A 14,946-nucleotide genomic window follows, 5' to 3' on the forward strand; every position below is an offset into this window, starting at 1 on the left:
GACATCTGCCGCCGCGCTTGCAATCGCGTGCCTTGCCCCGATGCCGGTCGCCGCTGCTCAGCCCGCGCCCGCCAGCATCGAAAGCTGTGCCCCCGGCGGCGCCTGCGCCACCCCGCTGCCCGTTCGTGTCATCATCGTGTCGATGTTCGAAATCGGTGAGGATAGCGGCGACAAGCCCGGCGAATTCCAGCTCTGGAAGGAACGGCGCCATCTCGACATGCGCATTCCCTTCCCGCAGTCCCATCACGACCTCTATTATGATCCCAAGACCCAAGTGCTGGGCATGGTCACGGGCATGGGCAACATCAAATCGGCGACGGCGACCATGGCGTTGGGCCTCGACCAGCGGTTCGACCTTTCCCGTGCCTATTGGCTGGTGGCGGGTATTGCGGGCATAGATCCGCAGGACGCGTCGATCGGTTCGGCCGCATGGGCACGCTATCTGGTCGACGGCGACCTCGCGCATGAAATCGACGCGCGGGAAATCCCTGCCGACTGGAAAAGCGGCTATTTTGCGCTGCACAGCAAGGGTCCAAACGATCCCAGCCCGCCTGTGGGGCAGGGCGAGATATTCGAAATCAACCCCGCCTTGCGCGACTGGGCCTTCAACCTGACCAAGGACATCGTCCTGCCCGACGATCCTTCGATCCGCAGGGAAAGGGCGCGTTTTACCAACCACCCGATGGCCAGGCGTCCCCCCTTCGTACTGAAGGGGGATCAACTGGCGGCGATGACCTTCTGGCATGGCGGGCGGATGACCGGCTGGGCCAATGACTGGGTGCGATATTGGACGCAGGGGAAGGGCGAATTCGTCACCTCCGCGATGGAGGAAACCGGCACCTATCAGTCGATCGTCTATCTCGACCAGATCGGCCGGGTGGACAAGGACCGGTTCATGGTGTTGCGCGCGGGCAGCAATTTCACCATGCCGCCGCCCGACGACACCGCCGCCCATTATCTGCTGACCGAAAATGAAGGCTATGCTGGCATGACCGCCGCGCTTGAAAGCCTCTACCTGGTCGGGTCCAAAGTGGTGGACGAACTGGTCGGCCATTGGGACCGCTACGAAAAGACCGTGCCGCAATAGCATGGCCCTTACCGTCATCCGCAACGCCGACGTGCTTGCATGCATGGATGATCCCCGGCGGGAGGTTGCCGACGGGGCGGTCGCGTTTCGGGATGGGGTCATATTGGCCGCGGGAACCACGGCGGATATGGCATCCTGGCTGGCCGAGGCCGACGATGTTGTGGACGCGCGTGGCTGTGTCGTCACGCCCGGCCTCGTCAACACCCACCATCATCTTTACCAGTCCCTGACCCGTGCGCTGCCCGGCGCAATCAATGCTTCGTTGTTCGACTGGCTCAAGCGGCTTTACCCCATCTGGGCGCAATACCGCCCGGAAGACGTGTTTGCCGCGACCCAGCTAGGCCTCGCCGAACTGGCCTTGTCGGGCTGCACGCTCACTTCTGACCATCTCTACCTCTTCCCCAATGGCGTGACGCTGGACGACACGATCGCCGCCGCGCAGAGCATCGGCATCCGTTTCCACCCCACGCGCGGCGCGATGAGCGTGGGGGAAAGCGATGGCGGCCTGCCGCCCGACAGTCTGGTTGAGGATGAGCGCGCGATCCTCAACGACACGATCCGCGTGATCGACCGCTTCCATGACGCGAGGGAGGGAGCCATGGTGCGCGTTGGCGTGGCGCCCTGTTCGCCCTTTTCGGTGAGCCAGGGTCTGATGCGCGACGCGGCTTTGCTCGCCCGCGACAAGGGGGTGATGCTGCATACCCATCTGGCCGAGGATGCCGACGATGTAGCCTTTTCGTTGGAACGTTTCGGTTGCCGCCCGGGTGATTATGCGGAAAGCCTGGGCTGGGTCGGCCCGGACGTGTGGCACGCCCATTGCGTCCAGCTGGATGCGCGCGAAATCGCCCTGTTCGCGCGGACCGGCACGGGCGTGGCCCATTGCCCCTGCTCCAATTGCCGTCTTGGTTCCGGCATCGCCCCGCTCAAATCCCTGTTCGAACAGGGCGTGTCGCTTGGCCTGGGCGTCGATGGGTCTGCCTCCAGCGATAGCGGCAATCTTTTGCTGGAGGCGCGCCAGGCCATGCTGCTCCAGCGCGCGATCGGCGGTCCGGCCGCCTTCGATCCACGGGACGCGCTATACATCGCCACGCGGGGCGGCGCAGAGATGCTGGGCCGCCGCGACTGCGGATCGATCGCGCCGGGAAAGCGGGCCGATATCGTCCTGTGGGACGGTGTGAACTTCGCCTCCATGGGGGCATGGGACAAGGTCGCCGGCTTGATCCTCAGCCCGCCCACGGGCGCGCGCGATGTCTTTGTCGAAGGACGCGCGGTGGTGCGCGACGGGCAACTGGTGCAGGCCGACCGTGCCTCCATTCTGCGCGCCGCCGACCGCTCGCTTAACCGCCTGATGAGGCTGGCGTGATGACCCGGCCGCCTGCCAGCCTGTGGAGTGCCCCATGACCGTCACCCATTGCCCCATCTCAGAAAGTGGCACCGCGCACGCCACCGGCATCATGACGGCGCAGCAGGCGGGCGATCCCGATTATTTTCCCGGTCTTGCCGTCGCTATGCCCTTGGGCGTCCAGCATGTGCTGGCGATGTTCGTCAGTAACCTGACCCCCGCGATCATCGTCGCGGGCGCGGCCGGTTTCGGTTTCGGATCGGCCGACCCCGCGCCCATGATCTACATGATTCAGATGGCGATGCTGTTCGCAGGCATCGCCACCCTGATGCAGACCATCGGCATCGGCCCGGTCGGCGCGCGTCTGCCGATCGTTCAGGGGACCAGCTTCGCTTTCCTGCCGGTCATGATCCCGATCGTCGCGGGGCAGGGGGTCGCGGCCATGGCGCAACTGACCACCGCTGCCATCTTCGGCGGGCTGTTTCACGCCTGTGTCAGCAGTAGCATCGGCCGCATCCGCTTCGCCTTGCCGCCGATGGTCACAGGACTGGTCGTGCTGATGATCGGCCTGTCGCTGATGCGGGTGGGGGTGCAATATGCCGCCGGTGGCGTCGCGGCGCAGGGTACGCCCGCCTATGGCGCTGGGACGAGTTGGATGCTGGCGGGAATCGTCGTCGTCGTGACCCTGGGCCTCAGCTTCTACGGGCGCGGGCTATGGTCGACCGCATCGGTTCTGCTGGGCCTTCTCGCGGGCTATGCGGTCGCTGCGGCGATAGGCCGAGTGTCGCTTGCCCCGGTCGCTGCGGCCGGATGGGTGATGATCCCGCAACCTTTCCACTTCGGCTTTGCCGTCTCCTTCCCCGCGATTCTGGGTTTCTGCCTCATGGGCTTCATCTCCGCGATCGAATCGATCGGCGCCGTCTCGGCCATCTGCGAAAGCGGCGCCGGTCGCCCCGCCACCGACCGCGAACTCATCGGCGCGACCAGCGCGGACGGCCTGGGCACCGCGCTGGCGGGGATGTTCGGCGCCATGCCCAATACGTCCTTCAGCCAGAATGTCGGGCTGATCGCGATCACCGGGATCATGAGCCGCCACATCGTGACGATCGGCGCCCTGTTCCTGATCCTGTGCGGCTTTGCGCCAAAGATCGGCGCGCTGATCACCACCATCCCGATCGAGATATTGGGCGGCGGCGTGATCGTAATGTTCGGCATGGTCGCCTCGGCCGCGCTCTCGATCCTGTCGGGTGTGGAATGGTCGCAGCGCAACATGCTGATATTTGGTGTGGCGCTGTCGATCGGCATCGGACTAGCACTGGAGCCGGACGCGGTATCGCACCTGCCCGAAACGCTGCGTATCATCCTGACATCGGGCGTCCTGCCCGCCGCGCTGGTGGCCGTGATCCTGAACCTTGTCGTGCCCGATCCTGTCAGCGCTCCATAGCTTCGAAGGTCTGGAGGTCGCGTTCCAGCCTGACCTGCGCCGTGGCTTTGGGACTTGAAGCCAGCCAGGCCCCGCACCCCGGCGTATCGATCATGGCGCAAGCTGCGACCCGTCCGCCGCCGGGCTTTCCCTGCCACAGGCTGTCGCCGGGCAGGAAGCTGTAATGCAGCCCGTTGCGTATGATCTGCTTCAGGTCCGCATAGCGCAGCCCCTGTTCGGTAACGGCGCGCAGATATTCGTTGGTCATGTCGCTGCGCGACACGCCCTCATCGTCGGTCGACAGCACCACTGGCACGCCCGCCTCGCGATAGAGGGACAGCGGATGATCGCTGCCCTTAACGCCCAGGATGACGGCATTGCTGGTCAGGTTGATCTCCACGGCCACCTGATCGCGCGCCATCCGCGCCAGCAGCGTGGACGCATCGCGTTCATAGGCGATGTCGATGCCATGGCCGATCCGCCTTGCGCCTGCGACCTGCACCGCATCGCCAATGTGAAAAGTCAGATCGCGCGACGGCACCAGGCCCAGCGTCAATTCGCCCGCATGGAGCGACAATTTGACCTGCGGATGCCGCGCCTTGAGAAAGGCGATCATCTGCATATGCAGCGCATAGTCGCGCACTGCGACGGGATCATGTTCGGGCGCGGCGATGTTGACGCCCACGAAACGCGGATCGGCCTGCGCCAAGGCAAAGCCGAAGGCCAGTTGGGCGAACACCTGCGCGGGCGGATTGGTGCGGATCGCGGTGTAGAGATAGCGCATCTCCACGCCGCAGGCCGGCTTGGGGTTGACCGTCCCGCATCCGTCGATTGCCGCGACCTGCGCATCATAACCATCATAGTCGGCCTTTGCGCTGGCGATCGCGTCCGGCAACAGCGGCGCAATCTTGGCATAAAGCGCAGCAAGATCACTGGCGTCGGCATCGGCCATCGTCACGCCCAGCATCCAGCCTGCACGCGCGCCGCTGCCCAACTCGACATAGGATACATGGTCGGCCGCCGCCTGCTGTCGGGTCAGCGCCATAGCCTCGCCGACATGACGGCTATAGGCTGGCCCGAACGCGTCGAATGTTGCGAAGAAACGGTCATAGCCCGATACCATTGGGTCGCCCACGCCCGCTTCGAAACCGCGTGTGGAAAAGGCGTCAATCGCGCGCGAATAGTGGCGATAGTGGCGTTCCAGCCCGGCGGCCGGAATCCGGCCCGGCGCGGTACAGGGCGGTTCGACGATATAATGATTGTCTGTCGCGATGCACAGACCGTCGGCTGCCGCCCAGCGCAGATAATCCTCGGCGAAATTGGCGCCACCCGCGTGATTGTGCAGGTCGCCGCCCTTGGGCATGGCCTGTAGGAAGATGCGCAGGCGCGGGCTGCTGCCTGCGATGCGGTCCAGATAGGCGGCCGTGCGCGCTTCGTTCGACAAGGCGGCGGTGGGCGTCCGCGCCATGATCGGCCCGGCGCTCAGGGTCAGCGCCATCAACAATCCAGCCAACCGCATCATCTACCCCCATTTCGAGGCCTTTCTGACGGCGGCCCTCATGAAGTTCAATGAGGATATTGCGGACATTGTGTTGCCGAAATCAGAGCGCTTGGCTGGCTCGTGGCCTCGAGCGAACGGTCGTCAAAGCGACCTAAGTTTGTGACTCGCCTGTCCCGTTAACGCGTCCCAATATCTGGACCGAACGATCGATCTTCGATGCGCAGATGGCGAAGCTGATCGGAGCGTGCTGTTGATATTGGCCATTTTGATAGCAATGGTAACGGCTGGCCTGTTCGCAGTGGACGTGGACGGCATCGAATCCGGTCCACTTGCAGGCTGGATCAGCTTCGATCAGGGGCGCACCGCCTTTGACCTTCACAAAATGCTGTTTAATCTACTCTTGGCGCTTGTGGCGCTGCATGTGGCTGCGGTCCTTTATTATGTACTGCGCCTACATCACAATCTTATCGGCCCGATGATTCACGGCCGCCGCACCCTGCCAGTTGAGGAAGCGGTCGACCTTGCATCCGGATCGCCCTGGAAGGTCATCGTTGGCCTACTCGTGGCCGCCGCCTGCACTTGGGCGACCGGTTTCTTGTGATCGGCGCGGGTGCGTGCAGCAACGGGGCCTTGCTATAAGGCATGCTCAAACATCTGATGTGACCCTTTCCGATGAAAGCAGGTTGCAATTGCGTGTTGTTTCTTTCGGTAACCCAGGCTTCTGCTGCGATTGCGGCATATCGGCGTGAATGAGTTTCACCATTGCGCGCCCGAAGTGAATCGTTTAACTATATTTCATATTATTTCATAAAGTGAACAGAAAACGCCGAACCGGGCATCACAAAAGGGGGCTGACCATGAGACTGGGACATGTATCGCACACCGCGCTGGGATGCGCGCTGGTCGGAGCGGCATTGGCGGCGGTACCTGCTGCGGCACAGATCACGCCGGTTCCCAATCAGGCTGACAGCCCCCCGGATAATATCATCGTCACGGCGCAACGCCGCAGCGACAACATCCGCGACGTTCCCATCTCGATCAGCGCGATTTCGGGGGACATTGTTTCGAGCCTGACCGTCGGTGGCGAAGACATTCGTGCGCTTGCAGGGCGCGTGCCTAACCTTAACGTCGAGTCGACCTTTGGGCGGGTCTTCCCACGCTTCTACATCCGCGGGCTTGGCAATTCCGATTTCACGCTGAATTCCACCGCATCGGTATCGGTCTATTACGACGACGTCGTTCTTGAGAACCAGATTCTAAGAAGCATGCCGGCCTTCGATCTCGAGCGGGTCGAAGTGCTGCGCGGTCCACAGGGCACGTTGTACGGGCGCAATTCGACAGCCGGCGCCGTCAAGCTCATCTCGCAGAAGCCGACCGACACCGTCCAGGGCTATGGCCGCGTTTCCTATGGCCGTTTCAATACGACCAGTTTCGAAGGGGCGATCGGAGGTCCGATCGTCAACGACCTGCTCTCGGGTCGAATGTCCCTGTTGTATCAGCGTCAGGGTGGCTCGGTCGAGAACATCGTCACCGGTCACAAGCTGGGCGGATATGACGACATAGCGGCGCGCGCGCAGCTCTTGTTCGAGCCCGACGACCGATTCTCCGCGCTCCTCCAATTTTCGGCGCGGTCGCTCAATGGCACTTCGACGCTGTTCAACGGCAGGCAGACGACGCCGGGCTTCGGCGTGTTGCCGTTCAAGAAGTTGCGGATCGCATTGGAGAGCGACCGGCAGTCGGACCAGGAGGCGCATCAATACGGCTTGAACCTGAACCTGACCTATGACCTCGGCGGGGTAGACCTGACGTCGATTACCTCTTGGCAGTCGGGCGATTTCTTCACGGTCGGGGATGTCGACGGATCGCCCCGCGCGGCGCTCATCAACACCTCGCGCATCAACGGGCTCGATCAGGTCACCGAGGAACTGCGGTTGGCAAGCAAGGGCGATGGCGCATTCAACTGGCAGGCCGGCGTCTATTATTTCCATGAATTGCTGGACTATTCGAACACGACCGCGAACAACACATTCCAGACGTCGGATGGCAGCCCGGGCTTCGGCGCCTATCAGTTCGCGCAGCAAAAGAGCGAGAGTTACGCGGGGTTCGCGCAGGCATCGTACAAGATAATCGACGCGCTGACGCTGTCGGGGGGTATCCGCTACACACATGATCGTATCCGGCTGTCGCAGGATACGGCCTTCTTCACGCCGAATCCGGCCGATCTCACTGCCGAGCCGAATTTTTCCGGTCCCTTTTACGCGGGTGGAGCCAGAGGACCGTTCCCGGTCACCCAGCCGCGCTTTTCCAGCGCAGGCGAGGGGTCGGGTCGGGTCACGTGGGACGGGAGTCTGACCTACAAGATCAATCCGCAGGTCAACGTCTATGCCCGCATCGCCCGCGGATACCATTCCGGTGTGATTACCGGACAGGCGATCTTCTCCCCGATCGAAACCGCGGGGCCGGAAACAGTCACATCCTATGAGGTGGGACTGAAAAGCGAGTTTCTCGACCGCAAAATCCGCCTGAACCTCACCGGCTTCCACTATGTCTACAAGGATCAGCAACTGCCGGTCTTCATCAGGAACGGCTCGGGCGCCGATATCATCAGGCTCATCAACGCTCCGGGCGGCAAGGGCACCGGTTTCGAAGGTGACATCCAGATCCGGCCCAGCCCCTATTTCGCGTTCGGCGGTCAGATCGGTTATGTCGATACGCGGATCAGCGGTCGTACGCTGGTCCAGGATCCGCGCTCAGCGACCGGGCAGGTGGACATCGACGGACAGCCGTTCCCGTTCGCACCCAAGCTGACTGCCGGGCTGAACGCGGACGCGAAAGTTCCGGTCGGCGAGCGGGCCGAACTGTTCGCGTCGACCGACTGGTCCTACCGCTCCTCGCAGAATTTCTCGCTGACCAGCTTCCTCCAGCCCGAGTTTCGCACCGGTGGCTGGTGGGAGGGCGGCGTGCGCGCGGGATACCGGATCGACACGCTGGAGGTTGCGCTCTGGTCGCGCAACGTGGCGGACAGCACCGGGTTCACCAGCGGGTTGAACGTCAACGGCCTGGCCTATGTCTTCAATGCGCCGCGGACCTACGGGGTTGAGGTCTCGTACCGGTTCTGAGGCTCTGGAAAGAGACGACCGGACAGACGGCGCGGCGTCGCTTCGCGACGCCGCGCCATTACTCGGCATCGATCATCGCCCGTTCGTTGGCGACTCCCGAGCAACGGCCTGAGCCCAATCAGGTTTCCGTATAGCCCTTTGACGGGCTGCCAGCATGGCAGCGACCTGGTCCACCGCATGCTGCGCGATTCCAAGAAGGTCGAGGCGTCCGGCGAGAAGATGCGCGAGCGCTTCCCCGGCGAACGTGTCGCCAGCGCCGGTGGCATCATGTACGGCAACGGGGCTGGCGGCGACGAAACATTCCATCGCCTTGGATCGAACGCGAACGCCCTCCGCACCATGTGTTTCGAACAAAATCATATCGGGCTTCGCGCCGATCAGAAACGCGTCGATGAGGTGATATTCAGAGGCGTTGCAGAAGATGACGTCCGCGTGGCGAACCAACTCTCGCCGCAGGGCCGGAGGAAAGCACGCCGGATCGTCCTTCACGATCCAGGCGACCTGCTGATCGGCAGAGAGATGATCGAGCGCGCGTGATATCACCACCGGGTCCGCCGCTGCGACGACGATCATGTCGGCGTCGGCGACCAATTTGCGCTGCGCATCCGACAGATAGGTGGCCACGACGCTGCCAAGATCAAGCAGGCAGGTATAGCCCCCATTGTCGTGATAGACGAGCAGGCAGCAGGGCGTCTTCTCCCCCGGCCGCTCGACCACCCCGTCCACGCGCACGTCGGACTGGCGGCACGCCTGGCGGTAAGCCTCGGCATGGATGTCGGTGCCGACCGACACGATCGGCCAGGCCGCGTGGCCATGGGCACTGAGCCGACGACAGGCATAGAGCGCCGCTCCCCCGGCGCGGGGCCAGGCGTCGTCCGCAAAAATATGGGCATCGACCGTGCCGGTTCCGTTCAACGGATGTCGTGTCGACAGGACATAGTCCAGCGTGGCGAACCCAAGGACAGCTACACGGGCGGTCATCGCACGCATCCTGAACTAGGGGAATGCAGCTTTATCCGCATCAGAAGTCCTCCGCACATGTCAATTTCGGCCCTGAAGGCCCTTGCAAGAATCATCGAATGAAGTTTATGAAGTAAATAGTGAAACGTTTCAATTCCATGACAATGAAACGGGCGACTATATTTGTAGGGGGTTAGACCATGGGGCGATCGATTCGGACGTGTTTCCTGCTTTCCGGCACTGCGCTCGCTGTACTCGTGCCCCTTCAGGCGTCGGCACAGGCGTCGAGCGACCAGAACGCCGCCTCCGCCACGGCACCTGGCGACAACGGCGCCCAAAGCGACATCGTCGTGACCGGTGAACGCATCGGTGCTGGTCAGAGCCGCGCGGCCGCTGTCCTGACCGCCGCCGACATCGCCGAACGGCCGCTCGGCGCGGATATTACCCAGAGCCTGGTCAAGGTGCCCGGCGTCCAAATTTCGACCGGCGATGCGCGGGGCGGGAGCTTTTCGTTCGAACTCTACCTGCGCGGCCTCAACAAGGAACAGGTCGGCCTGACCATCGACGGCATTCCGACCGGCGACGCACGGTTCAATGGCGGTTCGCCGCCCCAGCGGTTCATCGATTCCAGCAATATCGGCAAGATATCGGTCTCGCAGAGCGCAGGCGATATCGGCGCGCCGTCGCGTTTCGCGCTGGGCGGGTTCATCGATTTCGGTACCGACGACCCTGCGACCAGGCCGAGCGCTGCGTTCGAGGCCGGCTATGGCTCCTACGACTTCTATCGCCAGTATTTCCGCGTCGACAGCGGCGAGATCTGGCGGGGACTGACCGCCTATGGCAGCTTTTCGCACCAGCAGAACGATGTCTGGGCGGGGCGCAACAGCCGGTCGTCCTATCGCGACCATGCCGAAGCCAAGATCGTGCAGACGTTCGACAACGGATCGTTCATCAAGGCACGCGTCAGCTACAATGACCAGCGCGACAACGACTTCAACATCATCACCCGCAACGAATTCCTGGCGAACCCGCGAAGCGACCGTGCGACCGATGCTCTGACGGGCATTCCGTCGGTCGATGTCGATTATGGCGGTGCGCTCGGCGGAACCCGCGAGGATCTGCTCGCCTATGTCAACGCGCGCCTGCAGTTGGGGGACCACGTCCAGATCAACATCAACCCCTATTATCAGACGCTGCGGGGCGAATCGAACCGGCAGCAGGATCGGTCACGCCAGCTGGCCGGCGCCGATCCCTATGCCGTTACCGGCTACAATGCCAATGGCGGGGCGATCCGGCCGACGCTGACGACGACGCCGGCATCCGTGCGCAACGTCGTTGGTGGACCCGAGGACCTGCGCATCACACCGCGCGATCGCGACCGCTACGGTGTCACCGGGGAGGTGCGGTTCGACAATCTGATCCCGAACAACATGATCCGCTTCGGCGGCTGGTATGAAGGCAGCAGTTCGACCGAGGAGCGTCGCTTCTACAGGCTGACTAATCCGATCAGCGGCCTCGCCTATAATCGCGACGTCATCAATTATGTCGAATATTCGCGATCCGCCGATATCGATGTCATGATGCTCTACGCGCAGGACCAGTTCGCCATCATCCCCGATCTGCTGCGCCTCGATGCCGGCGTGACGTGGATGAAGGTGCGGTACGAGGCGCGGTCGCCGCTGGAATATTCCGCAGCCGTGAAATTCTCTCAAGCCTCCTCGGTCAATCCGAAGATCGGCCTGAGCCTGAAGCCGGCCCGCCATGTCGAACTGTTCGGCGGCTATGCGAAGAATTTCGCCGGCATACCGGAGGACGCCTTCCTGGGATCGACCGCCGTGATCGCACCGGCCGACCTCAGTCCGATCCAGACCGAAAATTTCGATCTCGGCGCGCGCTATACCGCCGGCAATTTCGCCTTTTCGGTGCAGGGCTTCCACGTCCATCTCAAGAACAATATCGGCATCGTGCCGCGCGATCCGAACAATAGCGATGTGGACGAGATTGTGCGTGGCAACGTGGCGACCCGCGCTGCCAATATCCAGGGCGTCACGACAAAGGGCATCGAAGTGACCGGCCTGGCCGATTTCGGCGTCATCAATGTCTACGCCGCCTATTCCTATCAGGACGCGAAACATGACGATCCGGCGATCGGATCGGCCGATCGCCGGAATCTCGCGTCGGTCGCCGTCATCGGCGGCGCGCGCGTACGCGACATCCCCATGCACAGTGCCTTCGGCCAGATCGGCGTGAAGCCATTCGAAGGCGCGACGCTGAACCTGACCGGTCGCTATGTCGGCAGCCGCGTCGGCGGGCACATCGTCGCGCCAACTACTTTTGCCGAGATCGGCGTCGAGAAGCTGCCGAGCTACAAACTGATCGGTCTGAACGCGAACTACCGGGTGCCACCCTTCGGTCCTTTCGGCGAGCTGCTGTTCCAGTTCAACGTCGATAATCTGTTCGATGAGAAGTATATCGGTGCGGTATCGAGTTCCACCGCCAGCCAGCCCGAATTCGGTTACTCCGCCGCCAACCCGACCAATCGCACGCTCGACCGCTACTTCATCGGGGCGCCGCGCACCTATACTCTTTCCATGCGGGCGAAATTCTAGGACGCTAGGTCGAGGCCGAGCCGCTTCCGCAGACACGCCTTCCGTCAGGTCATTCAGCCGTCAACACTCACTCCGATCCTGTATCGCAAAGCGCTGTGGTTCGTTCGGGGGATTGCCCCAGTTCTCCGGCATCCAACATAATGACCTGGGTCTTGCGATGCTCGGAGAAATCATTGTCGGTGACGAAGACGAGGCTGCGATGGCCATTGGCGAGGGGCGGCCCCCAGGCCATGCCCTCGACATTGTCGATGGCGCCGGAGCGGCCTTCGTCGAACGCGAAGATCAGCCTCTTGGTCACATGTCGAACCTGCGCCCCAGCAAGCGTATCGATACCCGACACGTCCGAAGCATTGCCCAGGCTGGCGCAGTAGAGACGGGGCCGGAACCGAAACGCGCCGTCTTCACCCTTCAGGCCCGACCGTTCGATAACCAGAAGATGTCGCGCGTCGATGGACAGGATCTCGCTCACGCCGTTGTCCGAGAGACGGCCTTCCGGCACCGGGCCGATGGGATCGAGCCGATAGGCATATTGCACGGGCGGCGCGCTCGATCCCGGGACCAGCCGCGTCAACCGGATGTCGGCTCCCTCCTGCCGGGAGGCAACGGGACCATCCTGGAATAGCGGTGCCTCCAGCGATAGCCAGAGAGCCTTGCCGTCCGGCGCATAGGACAGGCCCTCGATCGACAGGTTCGGGCGCGGGCCTCGTCGCTGCTCAGGGTCGAGGTTGAAGCTGTCCGGCAACGGGATGGTAGAAGCGAAACGCCCGGAGCGATCCATCTGGCGGATGGCGGGACCAAAGCCATCGCGGGCATCGCCCTCGCTCAACCAAGTCAGCAGGCGGCCGTCGGGCTGGAAACGGATGCTTTCGGCGTCGATCGCCTCCTGCCCGATGCCGGGCCGTGGAAATAGCAGTCCAGCGGCCGTGCGAATGGGCGTTGCCGCCGAGAGCTTGACCTTGGGCGGCCCTTCGGCGCGGACCTCAATGCGCGCCTGCCAGAACCTGGCCTCGGCGTGTTCCGACTTGTCATCGCTAATCATCACCCAGGTTTTCGAACGCGGGTCATAGTCGATGCCCGAAACGCCCCCCACCGGAGCGCCGCTCGGGTCGGCATCAGCCGGAATGGTCGTGATGCCCATGATTTTGACGCCGGGCATGGGCCGGGCTGCGACGCCTGTCGCCGTCACGGCGGCGAGCGCCAGACCAACTCTTGTCATGCGTCGGATCGTCATCGCAGGGAAGGGATTGCCACCGTTCGCGGGGGTGACGATGCCGTCGAGACAGCCTGTTCGTAAAGATCCAGGAATCCGGCGACATCGATGCCGACCGCGACCGTCTGCGACGGCGCGTCGTCCCAGGCACCGGGTGGAAAGGACTGTCGGTCCGGCTTCTGGATCGTCTGCCCTGCGGCGATGCCTTCGGTCACGACCCGGATCGGTCCCGATGAAGTTTCGAACAACCCTGGCGAGACCAGATAGGCCGCCGCCGCCACGTCGTGGATGCAGCACCCGTCCAGCCCGTCATGCTGACGATAGAGCTGTTCATAGGCGCGAGAAATATCCCAGAGAAATTGCCCCGTGTCTCCGCTCGCGGCAATTCGCTTTGCGCGGACGCTCGGCAGGATGCATGCCGCCGTCACGTCCAGTCCGACCATCGTGACGGGCCAGGACGCGCCCAAAACAACGTCTGCGGCATGCGGATCGTTGGCGATGTTGGCTTCCGCCACGGGGGAGACATTGCCGCGTCGTGTCCCGTGGCCGAACGCCCCGCCCATGACGACGACGTCGCGCGCCAGCGCGGCAATGCCGGGGTCGGCCTGCAACGCCAGCGCAAGATTGGTCAGCGGGCCGATCGCCAGGATGCTGACGCGGCCGGGATTGTCGCGCAGCATGCGGACAATCTGTTCATGCGCGCAACTGGCCGCAGGCTCGCCGACATGATGCTCGCTCACCCCGATATCGCCCAACGCATCATGACCGTGGACGTGGCTTGCGACCGGACGACGCGGGATGGTCAGGGGGTGTTCCGCACCTCTGAAAACCGGTGCGTCCATCCCGAAACGATCCGCCAGATACAGCGCATTGCGGGTGGTAGTGGCGATGTCGGCATTGCCGAAGACCGTCGTGATCGCCTTCACGACGACATCGGGGCGCGATCGCAGAAACGCGAAGGTCATGGCATCGTCGATTCCCGGATCGGTATCGAGAATGACGATATGTTGGTTGTCAGGAGACATGATCCGCCCTCAGCCGTACACCGCGCGGCACACGGCCTCGCACTTGGCCAGATCGAAGCGATCGTCGGTGCGGACGCCCGATTCCATATCGATCCAGTATTGCCCGGTATCGATAGACGCGCCGATCGCGGCGACGACGGCTCCGGCCGTGTCGGGCTTGATCCCGCCGGAATAGCCACAGAAAGGGCCGTTCGCTGGCAAGGCAGGCCAGCGCGCCGCGGCGACGCCGGTGCCGAAAGATGTGTCGAACAACCAATCGAGGCGGGCGTCGGCCGGGAAGTCGGACGAACCTTGCAGCATGGTGCGGACGCCATGTTTCCGTCCGAACCGGACCGTGCATTCGATCTGAGCGGCGGAGCTGCCCGAAAAGCTGTGGTTGACCTGCACGCGCTGGAAACGGGTCACATCGACGGTGGCCTTGTCCGGATCGTTGGCGATCAGCCTGGCCTGCTCGCCGCAGACATGGGCGGCCCAACGCAGGCCTGTCGCCGACAGCAGCGCGTCACGCTCCGTTGCATCGGGAAACAGGCGTTTGTCGGCCTGGGCATCATCGACCAGGATTCCCCATTCGATGGGATATCGTGCCGAAAGCGCCTGCATGGCACTCAGCAGCTGCGGGTCGTCGACCCCGGTGAAAGCGATGAAACTGGGCAGCAATGCCATGGGTAAC

The 14,946-nt window shown here is 63.1% G+C and carries 11 protein-coding genes; 6 read left to right on the forward strand and 5 right to left on the reverse strand.

Annotation, left to right across the window (positions count from 1 at the left end; translation table 11 throughout):
• Positions 1–40 precede the first annotated feature (40 nt).
• From U5A82_RS04695 to U5A82_RS04705, 3 genes are read left to right on the forward strand one after another with little or no spacing between them, the layout of a single operon-like run.
• A complete protein-coding gene (locus tag U5A82_RS04695) occupies positions 41–1,087 on the forward strand; it encodes a purine nucleoside permease (protein WP_326289062.1) in 1,047 nt (348 codons plus the stop codon).
• Position 1,088: 1 nt separating this feature from the next.
• Complete coding sequence (locus tag U5A82_RS04700) at positions 1,089–2,450, forward strand: 8-oxoguanine deaminase (RefSeq protein ID WP_326289064.1); 1,362 nt, start codon at positions 1,089–1,091, stop codon at positions 2,448–2,450.
• 34 nt (positions 2,451–2,484) lie between these two features.
• Positions 2,485–3,873, forward strand: coding sequence for a uracil-xanthine permease family protein (locus U5A82_RS04705; protein WP_326289066.1), 1,389 nt, complete (start codon positions 2,485–2,487; stop codon positions 3,871–3,873).
• Here the strand turns inward: U5A82_RS04705 and U5A82_RS04710 are convergent.
• Positions 3,860–5,350 (reverse strand): adenosine deaminase family protein, encoded by a 1,491-nt coding sequence (locus U5A82_RS04710; protein WP_326289067.1) that lies wholly within the window; start codon positions 5,348–5,350, stop codon positions 3,860–3,862. The genes U5A82_RS04705 and U5A82_RS04710 overlap by 14 nt on opposite strands.
• Positions 5,351–5,603: 253 nt before the next feature.
• Here U5A82_RS04710 and U5A82_RS04715 point away from each other — a divergent pair, with 253 nt between their 5' ends.
• Together U5A82_RS04715 and U5A82_RS04720 are read left to right on the forward strand one after the other, a co-directional pair.
• Positions 5,604–5,954, forward strand: coding sequence for a hypothetical protein (locus U5A82_RS04715; protein ID WP_326289068.1), 351 nt, complete (start codon positions 5,604–5,606; stop codon positions 5,952–5,954).
• Between the two features lie 256 nt (positions 5,955–6,210).
• A complete protein-coding gene (locus tag U5A82_RS04720) occupies positions 6,211–8,472 on the forward strand; it encodes a TonB-dependent receptor (RefSeq protein WP_326289070.1) in 2,262 nt (753 codons plus the stop codon).
• Between the two features lie 72 nt (positions 8,473–8,544).
• On the opposite strand, the gene U5A82_RS04725 is transcribed toward U5A82_RS04720, so the two are convergent.
• Complete coding sequence (locus tag U5A82_RS04725; protein WP_326289072.1) at positions 8,545–9,453, reverse strand: carbohydrate kinase family protein; 909 nt, start codon at positions 9,451–9,453, stop codon at positions 8,545–8,547.
• Between the two features lie 179 nt (positions 9,454–9,632).
• Here U5A82_RS04725 and U5A82_RS04730 point away from each other — a divergent pair, with 179 nt between their 5' ends.
• Positions 9,633–12,041, forward strand: a complete 2,409-nt coding sequence (locus tag U5A82_RS04730) for a TonB-dependent receptor (protein ID WP_326289074.1) — start codon at positions 9,633–9,635, stop codon at positions 12,039–12,041.
• 67 nt (positions 12,042–12,108) lie between these two features.
• Here the strand turns inward: U5A82_RS04730 and U5A82_RS04735 are convergent, their stop codons facing one another.
• The 3 genes from U5A82_RS04735 to U5A82_RS04745 are packed head-to-tail and all read right to left on the reverse strand — an operon-like array spanning position 12,109 to position 14,939.
• Positions 12,109–13,257, reverse strand: coding sequence for an esterase-like activity of phytase family protein (locus U5A82_RS04735; protein WP_326289076.1), 1,149 nt, complete (start codon positions 13,255–13,257; stop codon positions 12,109–12,111).
• Between the two features lie 11 nt (positions 13,258–13,268).
• Entirely contained in the window at positions 13,269–14,276 is a 1,008-nt protein-coding gene (locus U5A82_RS04740; RefSeq protein ID WP_326289078.1) for a nucleoside hydrolase, read from the reverse strand.
• Positions 14,277–14,285: 9 nt separating this feature from the next.
• Positions 14,286–14,939: a hypothetical protein gene (locus tag U5A82_RS04745; protein WP_326289080.1), complete on the reverse strand. Its 654-nt coding sequence runs from the start codon at positions 14,937–14,939 to the stop codon at positions 14,286–14,288.
• Positions 14,940–14,946: the final 7 nt, after the last annotated feature.

It is taken from the genome of Sphingobium sp. CR2-8 (assembly GCF_035818615.1).
GTDB lineage: Bacteria > Pseudomonadota > Alphaproteobacteria > Sphingomonadales > Sphingomonadaceae > Sphingobium.